This window comes from Flavobacterium silvisoli (assembly GCF_004329815.1).
In the GTDB taxonomy this organism is placed as follows: Bacteria; Bacteroidota; Bacteroidia; order Flavobacteriales; family Flavobacteriaceae; genus Flavobacterium; species Flavobacterium silvisoli.
The window spans coordinates 489,514-505,718 of sequence record NZ_SJPE01000001.1 but is presented as its reverse complement, the minus strand read 5'-3'; the positions used below and the strand labels follow the sequence as shown (position 1 = coordinate 505,718).

The window sequence follows — 16,205 nt, the reverse complement described above, 5'->3', positions numbered from 1 at the left end:
CATCATTAAAACAGAGTTCAACCTTTACAGTAGCTCATTAGGCTTTGATCAAACAAAACATAGAATAAGTAAAAGCATTAAGTCTTATAATGAACTAAGGCCACATGCCAGTTGTGATTATTTAACCCCTAACCAAGCACATTTACAATCAGAAATATTAAACAAGAGATGGAAAAACTATAATAGAAGTTTTAATCATGAAAAAGCAATTGTATAGCAACTTTAGGATTAAAAAGTATATTTGTATAGCTATAATAGGATTTATTTAATAACCTGTATAGTTATTTTAGGACGGGTCACTTTGTCGTATTACGCATGGTTGGGGTATGGATAAAGCATACCAAAGGCATAGATAATGTATGAGGAGTGTATGAAAACCATTATGTAAAATAAAAAACAGACTTGCCGTTTCTAATCAGAAATCACAATCTTTTTCCAAACTATAATGACTGCAAAAGTTATGATTTCGGTGTAAAAGACTTATTTTTGCACTCTATTCTTATCGATTATGTTAGAAAATCAAACCCGAGGCTTTGCCAATCTGAGCGAAGCTAAACGATATACCGTTACCGCGGCATTGCCGTATACGAATGGCCCAATCCATATCGGTCACTTGGCCGGAGTTTACGTGCCATCCGATATTTATGCCCGCTATCTGCGCCTGCAGGGAAAAGATGTGGCCTTCATTTGCGGAAGCGACGAACACGGGGTAGCCATCTCCATGAAAGCCAAAAAAGAAGGCATCACACCACAACAGGTAATTGACAAATACGACGGCATCATTCGGCAGTCTTTCTCCGATTTTGGTATTTCATTCGACAATTATTCGCGAACTTCCTCCAAAATTCACCACGAAACCGCTTCGGCGTTTTTTAAAAAATTATACGATAACGGCGACTTCATCGAAGAAGTGACCGAACAATTATACGATGCCAAAGCCGACCAGTTTTTGGCCGACCGCTTCGTAACCGGAACCTGTCCGAAATGCGAAAACCCGGAAGCCTATGGCGACCAATGCGAACGCTGTGGCTCTACGCTAAACGCCACGGATTTGATCAATCCGAAATCAACCATTACCGGAGAAACGCCTATATTAAAATCAACCAAACACTGGTTTTTGCCGTTGGACCGCTACCAGGATTTCCTGCAAAAATGGATTTTGGTAGACCATGCTAAAGACTGGAAAGTGAACGTATTGGGACAAGTAAAATCATGGTTAGACGATGGCTTAAAACCCCGCGCCGTAACCCGTGATTTAGACTGGGGCATCGACGTTCCGGTAGAAGGAGCTCAAGGCAAAAAGTTATACGTTTGGTTTGATGCGCCCATCGGCTACATTTCTTCTACCAAAGAATGGGCGGCTCGCGAAGGTAAAAACTGGGAACCGTACTGGAAAGATGCCGACACCAAACTGGTGCATTTCATCGGAAAAGACAACATCGTATTCCATTGCATCATTTTCCCGGCCATGCTCAAAGCGGAAGGCAGCTTCATCTTACCGGATAACGTTCCGGCCAACGAATTTTTGAATCTGGAAGGGAACAAACTCTCCACTTCAAAAAACTGGGCGGTTTGGTTGCACGAGTATTTAATAGACTTCCCAGGCAAACAGGATGTATTGCGCTACGCCCTGACAGCCAACGCACCCGAAACCAAAGACAACGATTTTACCTGGAAAGATTTTCAGGCGAGAAACAACAACGAATTAGCGGCCGTTTTTGGCAATTTCATCAACCGCGTGGTGGTGCTGACCAACAAATATTACGATGGTATTGTCCCTACACCGAATGAATTGACCGAAGTTGACGAACAAACGTTGGCCGAATTAAAAGCCTATCCGGCGGTAATTGCTTCTTCGATAGAACGCTACCGTTTCCGCGAGGCGCAAGGCGAATTGATGAATGTAGCGCGTTTAGGAAACAAATATTTAGCCGACGAAGAACCGTGGAAAATGGTAAAAACCGACCCGGCACGTGTACAGACACAAATGTATGTCGCGCTGCAGATAGCCACAGCACTGAGTGTTTTGGCCGAACCCTTTTTGCCGTTTACAGCGAAAAAACTCAGCTCTATTTTAAAAACCAATATCCCGTGGAGTTCCGTTTCGGAAACCTCAGACTTGTTACCGGCCGGTCACCAAATTGGCGAAGCTGAAATTTTATTTGCCCAAATTGAAGATGCCGAAATTCAGAAACAAATAGACAAACTCGAAGCCACTAAAAAAGCCAATGTAATGGAAAACCAAGTTGTTGAACCCCAAAAAGCCACGGCAACTTTTGAAGATTTTGCCCAATTAGACTTGCGTGTCGGCACCATACTGGAAGCTGAAAAAATGCCGAAAGCCAACAAACTTTTGGTGTTAAAAGTAGATACCGGCATTGACGTTCGCACCATCGTGTCGGGTATAGCCGAACATTTTTCTCCGGAAGAAGTAATTGGCAAACGCGTAACGGTTTTGGTGAATTTAGCCCCGAGAGCCTTACGTGGTGTGGAAAGTCAGGGAATGATCCTGATGACCAACGATGCCGAAGGCAAGTTGGTTTTTGTCAACCCCGAGGGTGAGGGCGTAAAAAATGGCGCTTTGATTAGTTAAAAAACACCAGCTATGAACTTAAAAGTAATTGCTTTCGATGCCGACGACACTTTGTTCGTCAACGAACCGTATTTTCAGGAAACGGAAGAGAAATTCTGCGCTTTGATGAGCGATTATTTATCTCATCAGGGCTTGTCACAGGAGTTGTTCAAAACCGAAATCGGCAACTTGGAATTGTATGGATATGGCATCAAGGGGTATATCCTTTCGATGATTGAAGCCGCAATGAAAATTTCAAACAACACCATTTCGGTCGAGGTCATTGAAAAAATTACGGAATACGGAAAAGAACTGTTACAGAAGCCTATCGAATTGCTCGAGGGCGTGGAAGAAACGTTGGAAGCCTTAAAAGGCAAATACAAACTGGTTGTGGCCACCAAAGGCGATTTGTTGGACCAAAGAAGAAAATTGCACAACTCCGGGTTGGGCCATTATTTTCACCACATCGAGGTGATGTCAGACAAAAAAGAGAAAGACTACGAAGATTTGTTAAAGCGTTTGGAAATCAAAGCCGAAGAGTTCTTCATGATTGGCAATTCGCTGAAATCTGATGTTTTGCCGGTGCTGAACATTGGAGGATCCGCCGTTCACATTCCGTTTCACACGACTTGGGAACACGAAAAAATCAGTCACAAAGTAGAACATCCTAATTTTAGGGCTTTAGAAAAAATAACTGAAGTACTGCCCATATTATTACCATAAAAGTGAGACAGAAACTCAACCTCGATACTTGGAACCGAAAAGAGCATTTCCTGTTTTTTAAACAAATGGAAGAGCCGTTTTTTGGCATTACCACTACTATAGACTGCACCAAAGCCTATGCAAAAGCAAAAGAACTGGGCATTTCCTTTTTTACCTATTATTTACATAAAACTTTGCTTGCCGTCAACGCTGTAGAAAATTTCCGTTACCGAATAATTGAAGATGAAGTGTACCTGTACGACACTATAGACGTTTCGGCGACTATTTTGAGGGACGATAAAACATTTGGGTTTTCGTTGATGACATTCGCGGAAGACTTATTTGAATTTGCAGAAATTACGCGAAAAGAAATTGAAAGAGTAAAGGCAACACCGGGTTTGATAACCCGTGATTTCGAAATTAATTTGATTCACTTTTCGGCTTTGCCCTGGATCAACTTCAGTGCTTATTCCCATGCCCGTAGTTTTACATTTCCCGACAGTTGTCCTAAAATTTCTTTTGGAAAAATGACCGAAGAGAACGGTATAAAGACCATGACAATGGCCGTTCATGTGCACCACGGTTTAATTGACGGCTATCACGTGGGAGAACTCATTCATCACTTTCAGGAAGAGATGAATCGTTCATGACTTTCGGATTTTGATACAAAATGTTCAAAAATAGAAAAGGCGGAGAAATGCTATTTCTCCGCCTTTATTGCTTCCGGTTTTAAAGCGCATTTAATACGGCTAGTATATCATCACCGTATTTCTCGGTTCTTGCTTTTCCGAATCCCGGCACCCTTTCCAACTCATGCATCGTTTGGGGATTCCTTTTAGCAACCGCGATTAAATGCGAATTATGACAAATTCTGAAAGCAGTCCAATCCAGTTTTTGAGCTAAATCATTCCTCCATTGGCGTAAAGCGGTGAAAATTTTGAGTTCTTGTTGCGACAAATCTGCTTCTGTAAACTTTTTCCCGTCAGCTTCCTGAGCTGATTTGGGCACATAAAAAACCGTGGCCGACCAAAAATCTGTAGTTCCTGTTGTGACAAAATTGGTCGAAGTTAATTTGACCTCAACACGATCCAGGAATTCATTCATTCGGTCTTGATCGGCCTGACAAAATTCTTTGTTGAGCCGAATGTTGAAGACTTTAATGTTCATGATTTCCGGTTGGCGTTTATTTTCCCAACAACAGGATGTCATTGGCCACAACCTCGGTAATGTAGCGTTTGGCACCGTCTTTATCTTCATAACTGCGGTGGGTTAGCTTGCCTTCTATGCAAATTTCTTTGCCTTTGGTGACATACTTTTCGATGATGTCAGCTACTTTTCCCCAAGCACTTACACGGTGCCATTCGGTTTGTTCTACTTTTTCTCCTTTGTCATTGGTGTAATAATCGTTTGTAGCGATAGTAATATTGGCTACTTTTTTGCCTCCTTCGAAGGTTTTTACTTCCGGTTCTTGTCCTACGTGACCGATTAACTGTACTTTGTTTCTCATGGCATTCATGGCGTTTCAATTTAAATGTTATTGTTATGTTACGTTGTCGGTTTCTCATTTCCGACGAGGCAAAGTTGCAGTGGTTGACGAAAATTATTCGGTTGTTATTCATTTACTTTCGGTTGTAACTATTTGTAACCGTTTGTAAACGGAAATATTTTCTTATATTTGGTTGAGAAAAAGACAACAAACACAAAAGACAATTCTCTATTAGCCCTGATGGGAGCGGCACCGAAGTAGAGCGGACAGCAGGAAAACAGCTAACAGATAAAGCCCAAGCCATTCGCTCCTAACTTGCAACAGTAATTAAAAAAACATGCAAAAAACTTGTTTAGAATGTGGCGAAAAAATTGTGGGTCGCGAGGACAAAAAGTTCTGCAGCGACGGTTGTCGGAATGCCTATAATAACAAAATCAATAAGGACAGCACCAATTACATGCGGAACATCAACAACAAGTTGCGCAAAAATTACCGCATTTTAATGGAGTTGAACGTGGAAGGAAAATCGAAAACCACCAAATCAAGATTGCTGAGTAAAGGTTTTGATTTTGATTTCTTTACTAATATTCTGAACACCGCAAACGGCAACACTTATTATTTTGTGTACGACCAGGGGTATCGTTTGCTGGAAAACGACTTCTTTATGTTGGTCAAAAAAGAACACTAATTTTATCCTGATGAGAAAAAACTACGCTTCTGTTTATTCGCTTTTGGTGCTTGCGGCACTTATTTTTGGGGTGTATTACTTCATGATGCCGCAGTGCTATGATAAAACCGAAGCACCGCTTTCGGAATTTTCCACTCAGCGTGCGTTGGAAACTGTCAAAAAAATGTCGGCTAAACCCCATTTTGTAGGTTCGGAAAACCATGAAGTAGTAGCCAATTATCTGCAAATGGCTTTGCGAAATTTGGGACTGGAGCCATCTGTTCAGGAGGGTTTTACCATGACCGAAAAGGGAACTTTGGTCAAATCGAAAAATATTTTGGCCCGCATCAAAGGGTCTACTAATGGCAAAGCTTTACTGCTCTTATCACATTACGACAGTGCCCCGCATTCATTCTCAAAAGGCGCCAGCGATGACGCCAGTGGTGTGGCTACGATACTGGAAAGCATACGGGCTTTCTTGCACAACAAAACAGCACATAAGAATGATGTCATCATACTGTTTACAGATGCGGAAGAACTGGGTTTAAATGGTGCTGCACTATTTGTAACACAACACCAATGGGCCAAAGAAGTGGGATTGGCACTCAATTTTGAAGCGCGCGGTTCTTCGGGTCCGAGTTATATGTTGATGGAAACCAACCAAGGCAACGCCAAAATGGTAGAGGCTTTCAAAGCCGGAAAAGCAACATATCCTGTTTCAAATTCACTGATGTACAGCATTTATAAAATGTTGCCGAATGATACCGATCTGACCGTCTTCAAAGAATCGGGAAAAATACAGGGGTTTAATTTTGCTTTCATCGACAGTCATTTTAATTACCATACCCAACAGGACAATTACGAGAATTTAGATCGAAATACGCTCGCGCACCAAGGAAGCTACCTGTTTCCGCTGTTGCAGTATTTTTCAAACGCCGATCTCACCGACTTAAATTCAACCGAAGATCAGGTTTATTTCAACGTTCCGTTTGGATTTGTGACGTATCCGTTTGCCTGGATTTTACCGATGCTGGTCATTGCTTTCATTTTGTTTGCGTTGTTTATTTTCATCGGTTTAGGCAAAAGAACGATGCGGGTAGATGAAATTATCAAAGGATTTATTCCGCTTTTCGGAGCAATGGCAACCGCCGGTTTGGTGACTTATGTGGGTTGGAAGTTGCTGTTGCATTTTAATCCGCAATACAACGACATTCTCCAAGGATTTACCTATAACGGTCACGATTATATTTATGCGTTTGTGAGTTTGACCTTAGCGATTTGTTTTCTTTTTTATCAAAATGACAGTAAAAGAAATCCTGAAATGAGTCAACTGGTTGCCCCTTTATTTCTTTGGATTTTGATCAATCTGGGCATCGCCTTGCAGTTGCCGGGAGCCGGATTTTTAATCATACCGGTGCTGAGCAGTTCGTTAATGTTAGGTTTTTTTGTGCTTACGCAAAAATCACGCTGGCTGCTCAATGTCTTCTTAGCGGTTCCAACCGTAATCATTATTGTTCCGTTTATCACCATGTTCCCGGTTGGGTTAGGATTGAAGATTATGTTTGGCAGTTCCATACTGACCGTTTTGGCCTTTACGTTATTGTTGCCGATTTTCGGTTCGTTTTCACAAAAAGGAATTTGGGCCGGACTTTGTTTTGCAGTAGCACTGGGATTTTTCATCAAAGCCCATCAATCTGCCGATTATACAAATAAAAAAGCCAAACCCAATAGTTTGGTTTATCTCTTGAATACCGATACAAACAAAGCCAATTGGGCGACATACGACACTAATTTAGATGAATGGACGAAAAGTTTTTTAGGCGAAAATCCTAAGCCTGCTACGACTCTTAATTCGGATAAATTATACAGTAAATACGGTTCGGAATTCACCTTCATGGCCGAAGCTCCGGTTAAAAACATCAACAAACCCACCATCGAATTTTTACGCGATACCATTAAAGGCAACCAACATTTATACAAAATCAGGATTACCCCAAACAGAAATGTCAACCGGTACGATATTTTTTCCAACAATAGCATTCAGTTGCATAATTTCAGAGCAAACGGGGTGCAGTCCATCAACTTTAACAGCAACATTGCCTCTAAAACCACTGGTAAACTGCTGACGTATTATGTAACAGGCAATCTTCCGCTGGAAATTGAATTTTCAATCAATGCAAAAGAAAAACTGGATTTGGAATTACTCGAAAGTTCCTTTGATTTGATGAGTCATCCACAGTTTAATTTGGCCAAACGAAAAAACTGGATGATGCCGACGCCTTTCGTATTGAACGATGCCGTAATTCTCAAGCAACAAATAAAACCATCGCCCAAAGCAGTGGAGGTGAAACCTGCTTTCAAGAGAAATAAGGCGGTCAAAGACAGTTTAACCATTGCTGTTGACTCACTACAACCATGAAACAAATCAGCATTTTAGGTTGCGGGTGGCTGGGATTGCCATTGGCAAAATCATTACTGAAAAAAGGTTTTTCGATAAAAGGATCCACTACATCGGTAGCAAAAATTCCTGTTTTGGAAGCAGCCGGAATCAAGGCTTTTCAAATAGAGGTAAAAGAATCCATGATTGAAGGTGCTATCCAATCATTACTCGACCAAAGCGAAATTCTGATTATTGATATTCCGCCAAAGTTGAGGGGATTAGCTGCTGAGAATTTTGTAAAAAAAATGGAAAATCTGACTTCCTTTATCGAGCAATCTTCCGTTGAAAAAGTGATTTTCGTGAGTTCAACCGCCGTATATCCGGACGACAACAATATTGTTACCGAAGAAACCCAACCCAAACCCGATACCGAAAGCGGTCGGCAATTACTGGAAACGGAGTTGCTTTTACATCGCAATTCTAACTTTAAAACCACAGTAGTTCGCTTTGGTGGTTTGATAGGCGAAGACCGTCATCCGGTTCATTTTTTGTCCGGGCAGGACAACATTGAAAATCCTGAAGCCCCCATAAATCTTATCCATCTGGAGGATTGCATCGGTATCATTGAAAGCATAATCGAAGAAAAATGTTGGGGACAAACGTTCAATGCTGTAGCGCCATTTCATCCGACAAGAAAATACTACTACACTCAAAAAGCTCTTGAATTAGGATTACCTTTGCCCGGGTTTAGTGAAAATAGGATTTCTGCCGGAAAAATAATTCAGGGGAACCTCATAGAATCTGAACTGAATTACACCTTTAAAAAACCTAATTTATGAGTACAACAGATATTGTCGGGACGATTGGAGTCAGCTTAATATTGATTGCCTATTTCCTGAATATTTTTTCGTTAATCAAAAAAGACGGAAACTTGTTTTATGTACTGAACATTTTCGGTGGCGCGATTGCCTGTTTTTCTTCTTATCTGATTTCGTTTTGGCCCTTCGTGGTTCTTGAAGGCACTTGGGCTGTTATCAGCATTATTGCTTTAGTAAAAAGTATAAAAAAACCTCAAGCATAACTTGAGGTTTTTTTGTGGTTTAAATTCTTACCAAATTTTTACTTGCTTATCCGGTGCCAAATACATACCATCACCCGGTTTAATACCAAAGGCTCTTTGGAACGTATCTAAATTTAACAAAGGCACATAAGCTCTGTACATTCCCGGTGAGTGTGGGTCAGTCTTCACCTGATTTTTGATGGCTTCATCGCGCATTTTGCTTCTCCAGATGGTAGCCCAGGAGATAAACAAACGCTGTTCAGGCGTATAGCCGTCAATCAAGCCCGGATTTCCGTTTTCTTTTAAATACAACTGTAATCCGTCGTAAGCAGCATTGATTCCGCCCAAGTCACCGATGTTTTCACCCAAAGTAAATTTACCATCAACGTGAATTCCGGGAAGTGGTTCCAAAGCCGAATATTGGTCGGCCAAAGCAGTTCCCAAAGCCGTAAATTGTTTCAAGTCTTCAGCAGTCCACCAATCTACCAGATTACCTTCCGCGTTGTATCTTGAACCTTCGTCGTCAAATCCGTGAGAAATCTCGTGACCGATAACTGCTCCGATTCCACCGTAGTTCACCGCTTCATCCGCCTGATAGTTATAGAAAGGAGGTTGTAAAATAGCTGCCGGGAAAACAATCTCGTTGTAAGAAGGATTGTAGTAGGCGTTTACTGTTTGCGGTGACATTCCCCATTCGGTTTTATCTACCGGTTTGCCCAATTTCGCCAAATCTTTTTTCCAACTCCATTGTGAAACGTTTTTGATGTTGTCAAAATAAGTACCGCCTTCTTCCGGACTTTTTACTGTTAAAGCAGAATAATCTTCCCATTTATCAGGATACCCAATTTTAATGGTCAGTTTATCCAACTTTTCGATGGCTTTGGTTTTAGTTGCCTCAGACATCCAAGCTAAATTATTGATTCTTTTTTTGTAAGCTCTGATGATGTTTTGAATCATTTTTGAAGCTTTTTCTTTGGCTTCAGCCGGAAACATTTTTTCGACATACAATTTTCCTAAGGCTTCACCTACCGTTCCGTTAACTACCTGAAGTGCTTTTTCATGACGCGGTCTTTGTTTCAATGCCCCGGTTAATGTTTTACCGTAAAATTCCCAATTCGCGGTTTCAATATCGGTTGATAATTGTCCTGCCGAACTTCTGAGCAGCATCCAACGCATGTAAGCTTTCCACGATTCTACTTTGTTTTCGGTAAAAATAGTTTGCAAAGCAGCCATGTATCGGGGTTGCGATACGATGATGGTGTCTAATTTGGCAATGCCTACTCCTTTGATATAATCATCCCATTTCACCACCGGCAACATTTTCTGCAAATCGGCAATTGCTGTAGGATTGTATTGTTTACGGGCATCTCTTCGTTCTACGCGGTCTAATCTGGGTTGAGACATTTGGATTTCAAGCGCCAAAATTCTATCGGCATCTGCCTTGGCTTGTTCCGGTTTTTCTCCTAAAAACTGCAGCATTTTGGCTACATGCAGTACGTATTTTTCACGTTTTTCTTTTGAATCTTTGTCGTCGGAAACATAGTAATCCCTATCAGGAAGTCCCAGTGGGCCGGGTCCTAAGCTTACTATATTACGGTTACTGTTTTTTTCATCCGCTCCGATTCCAACACCAAAGAAACCTACTCCGCCTCCTACAGCTTCCTGCTCCATCATCAGTTTTTGCAAATCCTGAATGTTTTTCACTGCATTAATTTTAGCCAAATACGGTTTTAAAGGAGTAATCCCCTGTTTGTTTCTGGCCACAGTATCCATCACTGATTTGTACATGTTGATGGCTTTACCCTGATCGGTATTGGAAAGGTATTTTGGATTTTTGGCAGCATCTTTTAAAATAGCCAAAGCGTCTTTGTCTGTGTTTTGACGCAATTCATCAAAACTTCCCCAACGGGTTTTATCAGCAGGAATTTCGGTATTTTTCAACCAGGTTCCGTTTACAAATTTGAAAAAATCAGTTGAAGGACTCACCGTTTTATCCATTAAAGAGGTATCGATGCCGGGGGTCTTTTTTTGTGCGTTGCTTTCCGAAACTCCGGCAAGTACCAGAGCGGCCAACAACGTTTTTGAAATAGCATTTATTTTCATAAATCGATTTGTGTTTGTTAAGGTTGTAAATTTATAGATTCTGAAGCAAAAGAAACTTTTTATCAGGAAAAGATAAGTCTTTATTAACTTTTAAATGTTACAAGCTAGCACTTGCTTTTGTATTTTTGCAAAAAAAAGACATGTTGCCCATCCTAAAGAAATACCGAATTCTCATTGGAACTTTTTTGGTTTTTTCCGTCATTACCGTTTCCTTGTTTTACCATGTTCTCAAACCCGGCAAAGTGTTGCCAATATACAATCCGGCGGATGTAAACCCGGAATTGGTTGACAGTACGATGCAGTATGTTGAAAAATACCACACCATAGGCGATTTCTCATTCATCAATCAAAACGGGAAAGTCATCACACAAAAAGACTACGAAGGGAAAATTTACGTGGCCGATTTTTTCTTTACCACTTGCGGTTCCATTTGTCCGAAAATGACCGCTAATATGGTTGATGTGCAAAAGGCCATTTTAAACAACCCAAAAGTTATGTTGCTTTCGCATACCGTAACTCCCGAAATTGACAGCGTTCCTGTACTCAAAAAATATGCATTAGAAAAAGGAGTGGTTGATTCGAAATGGAACTTGGTTACCGGCGATAAAAAAGACATTTACAGTCTGGCCCGAAAATCGTATTTGGCAGTAAAATTGGGCAAACCCGATGAATTGTATGATATGGTGCATACCGAAAACTTTGTACTGGTAGATGCTCACAAAAGGGTTCGCGGATTTTACGACGGTACTAAAAAAGAAGAAATCAAACGACTCTTAGACGACATTGATTTGCTTTGCAAGGAAGATAAAAATTAGTTAAACTGACATTTATCAGTTGATATTCTTTTTTTATGCCTATTTTTGCAATCTTAATTCAATCTAAATAAGCATTGAAAACCACTGTTGATTTATTACCCATTGGAGCCAAGGCAACGATTCTTAATGTTGATTTGGATAAAATTCCGCTCAAGCTCCTAGAAATGGGCTGTTTGCCCGATAACGATTTGGAAATTATTCAAATTGCACCGCTGGGCGATCCCATATATTTGAATGTAAACAACGGCTCTCATTTGGCTATCCGAAAAGAAACCGCTCGTGAGATTGAGGTTGAAATTCATGAGAAATAACAAAAGATGAGCATTCAAAACATCACAGTAGCTTTAATCGGAAATCCCAATACCGGAAAAACCTCGGTATTCAATCAACTTACGGGTCTGAATCAACAAGTGGGAAACTATCCCGGAATTACTGTGGAAAAAAAATTGGGTTTTTCTAAACTGCCCAATAATATCAAAGCCAATATTCTTGATTTACCGGGAACATACAGCTTAAACGCCAGTTCGATTGATGAAAATGTTGTCATCGAGTTGTTGCTGAACAAAAACGACAAACTCTACCCTGATGTAGCCGTAGTAGTTACAGATGTTGAAAATCTGAAACGAAACTTATTGCTTTTCACCCAAATCAAAGATTTAGAAATCCCTACGATTTTAGTCATCAACATGACTGATCGAATGAAACCCAAGGGAATTACATTGGACATTCCGTATCTGGAAGAACAATTAAAAACCAAAATCGTTTTGGTAAGTACCCGAAAAGGAATTGGGATTGAAGAATTAAAAAAGCAGATTGTTGAATACAAATCGTTATCTACAGAACCTTGCCTGAATGCTTCGGTTATTGATGTAGAGTATTTTGATAAACTTCGAAAAGCTTTCCCGAACCAATTGCTTTACAAACTTTGGCTGGTCATAACGCAGGATGTTAACTTTTTGAATTTGGATCGAAATGAAATCCGAAGTTCGTTTACCAAATCGCATTCCGATTTAAAACGACTGCAGCAAAAAGAAACCATCAAGCGCTACCAATTCATCAATGAAACTTTAAAAATAGGACAAAAAATAGATACCGCAAATGCCACTGATTTGCGTTCTAAACTAGACAAGGTCCTGACTCATAAAATTTTTGGCTATGCTATTTTCTTTGGGATATTATTACTCATTTTTCAATCTATATTTGATTGGTCGAGTGTTCCTATGGAGTTCATTGACCAAACATTTGCCGACTTGGCTGCTTATGCCAAAAACCAACTGCCGCCGGGTGAATTTACCAATTTAATAAGCGAAGGAATCATTCCGGGTATTGGTGGCATCGTGATTTTTATTCCGCAAATCGCTTTCTTATTCCTCTTCATTTCGGTGCTCGAAGAAAGTGGTTACATGAGTAGGGTAGTATTCCTGATGGACAAAATCATGCGTCGCTACGGTCTTTCGGGCAAAAGCGTTGTGCCTCTTATCTCGGGAACAGCCTGTGCCATCCCGGCCATTATGAGTGCCCGAAATATTGAAAACTGGAAAGAGCGATTGATTACCATGTTGGTTACTCCGTTTATTACCTGTTCGGCTCGTTTACCGGTTTATGCCATCATCATTGCTTTAATCATTCCCGAAAAAAGACTTTTGGGATTATTCAGTTTACAAGGTGCCACCCTGATGATTTTATATCTTCTTGGTTTCGGAATGGCGATCTTTTCGGCTTTTATTTTAAACAAATCTCTGAAACTGAAAACTAAATCGTATTTCGTGGTAGAAATGCCCAATTACAAATTGCCGCTGTTCAAAAATGTAGCCATCAACGTAATTGAAAAAACAAAGGCATTTGTTTTCGGTGCCGGGAAAATAATCTTAGCCTTATCTGTTATTCTATGGTTCTTGGGCTCTCACGGTCCTAAGAAAGATTTTGTAAAAGCAGAATCGATAGTGCTGGAAAAAGCCAAAATTGAAAAACAAACCGATGCCAATTACATTGCCGACGAAATCAGTTCCTACAAACTGGAGCACTCTTACATAGGCATCATTGGAAAATCGATAGAACCAATTATACGCCCTTTGGGTTATGATTGGAAAATTGGGATTGCCGTGGTAAGTTCGTTTGCCGCGCGTGAAGTTTTCGTTGGGACCTTAGCCACTATTTATAGTGTCGGAAGCCACAACAGCGAGGAAACCACCATCAAAAACCGAATGGAAGCCGAAGTATATCCCGATGGTAAAAAGGTTTTCAACTTCGCTACCGGGGTATCTTTATTGCTGTTTTATGCCTTTGCCATGCAATGCATCAGCACCTTGGCTATTGTAAAAAAAGAAACCAATTCCTGGAAATGGCCATTGATCCAGTTGGTATTTATGAGCGGTTTTGCTTATATAACTGCGCTTATTGCGTTTCAAGTTTTAAAATAATGAACATTCAGGAAATATTAGTTTACGTAGCACTTGGCATTGCCATTGGTTTTTTGGGACAAAAATTCATCGGCTCCAAAAAATCTAAAAAAGGGTGTGGCAAAGACGATTGTAGTTGTCATTAGAATTTCACCAAGAAAAGCGGTATGTCAATTCGGTGACGCACATTATTTACTGTCGTACCAAAAATTAAGTCTTTAAATCCGGTGTGACCGTGGGTTCCCATAATTAACAAATCATAGTTGCCTTCGTTGATGATTTTCGGGATGATTTTCCCGGGTTTTCCAAAGCCTAATTTGGTTTCTACTTCAAAACCTTTCTCTTGAATCATGTTGTGGTAATCCTGCAATAACTTTTCATCAATAGTAGTTTCATGATCACTGATTTTATTTCCGTAGAACATGGCTCCTACGGTTTCGACTACGTGAATTAAGGTATACTTAGCCTCTTTTCCACCCAAATCTAAAGCGTGTAAGATGGCTTTTTCATCGGCAGTGGAAAAATCAACCGAAACGGCAATATTTTTCTTTTTGTAATTTTTATGCTTCTCTATTTTCAGCAATAAAGTGTGAGGCGAATGGTTATCAATTCCTTTTTTACTTTTCGCCACAAAAGGTTCAAAGATGATGTAGAGTAACAAAATCAAAAAACCAATGGTCAAAGGAACTACCGTAAACCAGAGCACTGTTGGATTTTCAGAACTTTCGAGCCAGCCTTTGATTTCATCAAAAACCAATTTGGCATTCAAGGAAACAATTGTAGTAGCAATTAACCATGCGGCAATTTGAGTAGTTTTACTAATGTGAAAGCCTTTCATTTTGGTCTTATCGCTCACAAAATGAATCAAAGGAATAATAGCAAAACCGAGCTGTAAACTCAAAATCACCTGACTTAAAATCAAGAGTTTTCCGGTGACGCTTTCGCCAAAATACATAATCGCAACTACAGCAGGAACAATAGCAATTAACCGAGTAATGATGCGACGTACCCATGGCTGAATCCTTAAATTCAAATAGCCTTCCATGATGATTTGTCCGGCGAGAGTTCCGGTAATGGTTGAGCTTTGTCCGGCAGCTATAAGTGCCACTGCAAATAAAATAGGAGCCCACTGTGTTCCTAGCAACGGAGCTAATAATTGATGCGCATCCTGAATCTCGGCCACGTTAAACATTCCGTTTTTATGAAATGCGGCAGCAGCCAAAATCAAAATAGCGGCATTGACAAAAAAAGCCAGATTCAAAGCAATGGTGCTGTCGATAAAATTATATTTCAGTGCCTGCTTGATGCCTTTATCACTTCTGTCAAATTTTCGGGTTTGTACCAAGGAAGAATGCAGGTACAAATTGTGTGGCATCACTGTAGCACCAATAATTCCGATGGCAATATACAGAGCATCTGAATTGGGTAAACTCGGCACCAAACCTGCAAATATTTTTCCCACTTCGGGCTGCGCAAATATCATTTCAAAAACAAAAGAAAACCCAATGATGGCTACCAAAGCAATGATAAATGCCTCCATTTTTCGGATGCCTTTATTGATTAAAAACAACAGTAAAAAAGTGTCTAAAACAGTAATTAAAACGCCTTCCATCAACGGAATGCCGAAAAGCAAATTAATACCGATAGCCATTCCCAATACTTCTGCCAAATCACAAGCGGCTATGGCCACTTCGGCTAAAAAGTAAAGTACGTAATTAACAAATTTTGAATACGTTTCGCGCGAGGCCTGAGCCAAATCGTGCTGAGTAACTATTCCCAATCGGGCACTCAGACTCTGCAGCAACAAGGCCATGATATTACTCATCAGCAAAACCCAGATTAAAGCGTAGCCAAACTGACTTCCACCTGCGATATCCGTAGCCCAATTGCCGGGATCCATATACCCAACACTAATCAAGTAGGCAGGTCCAAGAAAGGCCAATATTTTTCTGAAACCAGTGGCTTTCCCTTCGGTAGCTACCGACTCATTTACTTCCTCAAGTGATTTTGATTTGCTCATA

Annotated in this window: 15 protein-coding genes and 1 pseudogene; 12 read left to right on the top strand and 4 right to left on the bottom strand. The window is 40.4% G+C overall.

The features are described from left to right. The 4 genes and pseudogenes from EZL74_RS02300 to EZL74_RS02285 form a co-directional block, all read left to right on the top strand. Positions 1-217, top strand: a pseudogene (locus tag EZL74_RS02300) (integrase core domain-containing protein); the annotation flags it as partial. A gap of 291 nt (positions 218-508) precedes the next feature. Then, positions 509-2,593, top strand: coding sequence for a methionine--tRNA ligase (metG, locus tag EZL74_RS02295; protein WP_131474968.1), 2,085 nt, complete (start codon positions 509-511; stop codon positions 2,591-2,593). A gap of 12 nt (positions 2,594-2,605) precedes the next feature. Then, positions 2,606-3,295 carry an HAD family hydrolase gene (locus tag EZL74_RS02290; protein ID WP_131474967.1) on the top strand — a complete coding sequence of 230 codons (690 nt, stop codon included), beginning with the start codon at positions 2,606-2,608 and terminating at the stop codon, positions 3,293-3,295. 2 nt (positions 3,296-3,297) lie between these two features. Then, positions 3,298-3,924, top strand: a complete 627-nt coding sequence (locus EZL74_RS02285) for a chloramphenicol acetyltransferase (RefSeq protein WP_131474966.1) — start codon at positions 3,298-3,300, stop codon at positions 3,922-3,924. Positions 3,925-4,003: 79 nt separating this feature from the next. On the opposite strand, the gene EZL74_RS02280 is transcribed toward EZL74_RS02285, so the two are convergent. Both EZL74_RS02280 and EZL74_RS02275 read right to left on the bottom strand, forming a co-directional pair. After that, positions 4,004-4,441, bottom strand: a complete 438-nt coding sequence (locus tag EZL74_RS02280) for an HRDC domain-containing protein (RefSeq protein WP_161971679.1) — start codon at positions 4,439-4,441, stop codon at positions 4,004-4,006. A gap of 16 nt (positions 4,442-4,457) precedes the next feature. Further along, positions 4,458-4,790: a single-stranded DNA-binding protein gene (locus EZL74_RS02275; protein ID WP_131474964.1), complete on the bottom strand. Its 333-nt coding sequence runs from the start codon at positions 4,788-4,790 to the stop codon at positions 4,458-4,460. A gap of 307 nt (positions 4,791-5,097) precedes the next feature. Here EZL74_RS02275 and EZL74_RS02270 point away from each other — a divergent pair, with 307 nt between their 5' ends. From EZL74_RS02270 to EZL74_RS02255, 4 genes are read left to right on the top strand one after another with little or no spacing between them, the layout of a single operon-like run. Further along, positions 5,098-5,448: a hypothetical protein gene (locus EZL74_RS02270; RefSeq protein ID WP_131474963.1), complete on the top strand. Its 351-nt coding sequence runs from the start codon at positions 5,098-5,100 to the stop codon at positions 5,446-5,448. 10 nt (positions 5,449-5,458) lie between these two features. Continuing rightward, the gene (locus tag EZL74_RS02265) at positions 5,459-7,846 is read left to right on the top strand and encodes a M20/M25/M40 family metallo-hydrolase (protein WP_240034543.1); all 2,388 of its coding nucleotides are present in this window, start codon (positions 5,459-5,461) and stop codon (positions 7,844-7,846) included. Continuing rightward, positions 7,843-8,646, top strand: a complete 804-nt coding sequence (locus EZL74_RS02260; protein WP_131474962.1) for an NAD(P)H-binding protein — start codon at positions 7,843-7,845, stop codon at positions 8,644-8,646. The genes EZL74_RS02265 and EZL74_RS02260 overlap by 4 nt, the downstream gene beginning before the upstream one ends. Further along, the gene (locus tag EZL74_RS02255) at positions 8,643-8,888 is read left to right on the top strand and encodes a CBU_0592 family membrane protein (RefSeq protein WP_131474961.1); all 246 of its coding nucleotides are present in this window, start codon (positions 8,643-8,645) and stop codon (positions 8,886-8,888) included. Before EZL74_RS02260 ends, EZL74_RS02255 begins: the two co-directional genes overlap by 4 nt. A gap of 27 nt (positions 8,889-8,915) precedes the next feature. Here EZL74_RS02255 and EZL74_RS02250 read toward each other — a convergent pair whose 3' ends face one another. Then, positions 8,916-10,970 (bottom strand): M13 family metallopeptidase, encoded by a 2,055-nt coding sequence (locus tag EZL74_RS02250; protein ID WP_131474960.1) that lies wholly within the window; start codon positions 10,968-10,970, stop codon positions 8,916-8,918. A gap of 140 nt (positions 10,971-11,110) precedes the next feature. On the opposite strand from EZL74_RS02250, the gene EZL74_RS02245 reads away from it, so the two are divergent. The 4 genes from EZL74_RS02245 (at position 11,111) to EZL74_RS02230 (ending at position 14,330) form a co-directional block, all read left to right on the top strand. After that, positions 11,111-11,785 carry an SCO family protein gene (locus tag EZL74_RS02245; RefSeq protein ID WP_131474959.1) on the top strand — a complete coding sequence of 225 codons (675 nt, stop codon included), beginning with the start codon at positions 11,111-11,113 and terminating at the stop codon, positions 11,783-11,785. Positions 11,786-11,859: 74 nt separating this feature from the next. Next, complete coding sequence (locus EZL74_RS02240; RefSeq protein ID WP_131474958.1) at positions 11,860-12,096, top strand: FeoA family protein; 237 nt, start codon at positions 11,860-11,862, stop codon at positions 12,094-12,096. A 6-nt stretch (positions 12,097-12,102) separates the two neighbouring features. After that, positions 12,103-14,205: a ferrous iron transport protein B gene (gene feoB, locus EZL74_RS02235; RefSeq protein ID WP_131474957.1), complete on the top strand. Its 2,103-nt coding sequence runs from the start codon at positions 12,103-12,105 to the stop codon at positions 14,203-14,205. Continuing rightward, complete coding sequence (locus EZL74_RS02230; RefSeq protein WP_131474956.1) at positions 14,205-14,330, top strand: FeoB-associated Cys-rich membrane protein; 126 nt, start codon at positions 14,205-14,207, stop codon at positions 14,328-14,330. The genes feoB and EZL74_RS02230 overlap by 1 nt, the downstream gene beginning before the upstream one ends. Here EZL74_RS02230 and EZL74_RS02225 read toward each other — a convergent pair. Further along, the gene (locus EZL74_RS02225; RefSeq protein WP_131474955.1) at positions 14,327-16,204 is read right to left on the bottom strand and encodes an Nramp family divalent metal transporter; all 1,878 of its coding nucleotides are present in this window, start codon (positions 16,202-16,204) and stop codon (positions 14,327-14,329) included. The two genes, EZL74_RS02230 and EZL74_RS02225, sit on opposite strands and share 4 nt — an antisense overlap. Between the last annotated feature and the right edge of the window lies 1 nt (position 16,205).

Excerpts from the sequence above, each read along its gene's own strand:
- EZL74_RS02225 (WP_131474955.1), bottom strand. The coding sequence starts at position 16,204 with ATGAGCAAATCAAAATCACTTGAGGAAGTAAATGAGTCGGTAGCTACC.
- EZL74_RS02290 (WP_131474967.1), top strand. The coding sequence starts at position 2,606 with ATGAACTTAAAAGTAATTGCTTTCGATGCCGACGACACTTTGTTCGTC.
- EZL74_RS02260 (WP_131474962.1), top strand. The coding sequence starts at position 7,843 with ATGAAACAAATCAGCATTTTAGGTTGCGGGTGGCTGGGATTGCCATTG.
- EZL74_RS02245 (WP_131474959.1), top strand. The coding sequence starts at position 11,111 with ATGTTGCCCATCCTAAAGAAATACCGAATTCTCATTGGAACTTTTTTG.
- EZL74_RS02255 (WP_131474961.1), top strand. The coding sequence starts at position 8,643 with ATGAGTACAACAGATATTGTCGGGACGATTGGAGTCAGCTTAATATTG.
- EZL74_RS02230 (WP_131474956.1), top strand. The coding sequence starts at position 14,205 with ATGAACATTCAGGAAATATTAGTTTACGTAGCACTTGGCATTGCCATT.
- feoB (WP_131474957.1), top strand. The coding sequence starts at position 12,103 with ATGAGCATTCAAAACATCACAGTAGCTTTAATCGGAAATCCCAATACC.
- EZL74_RS02275 (WP_131474964.1), bottom strand. The coding sequence starts at position 4,790 with ATGAATGCCATGAGAAACAAAGTACAGTTAATCGGTCACGTAGGACAA.
- EZL74_RS02265 (WP_240034543.1), top strand. The coding sequence starts at position 5,459 with ATGAGAAAAAACTACGCTTCTGTTTATTCGCTTTTGGTGCTTGCGGCA.
- metG (WP_131474968.1), top strand. The coding sequence starts at position 509 with ATGTTAGAAAATCAAACCCGAGGCTTTGCCAATCTGAGCGAAGCTAAA.
- EZL74_RS02280 (WP_161971679.1), bottom strand. The coding sequence starts at position 4,441 with ATGAACATTAAAGTCTTCAACATTCGGCTCAACAAAGAATTTTGTCAG.
- EZL74_RS02250 (WP_131474960.1), bottom strand. The coding sequence starts at position 10,970 with ATGAAAATAAATGCTATTTCAAAAACGTTGTTGGCCGCTCTGGTACTT.
- EZL74_RS02270 (WP_131474963.1), top strand. The coding sequence starts at position 5,098 with ATGCAAAAAACTTGTTTAGAATGTGGCGAAAAAATTGTGGGTCGCGAG.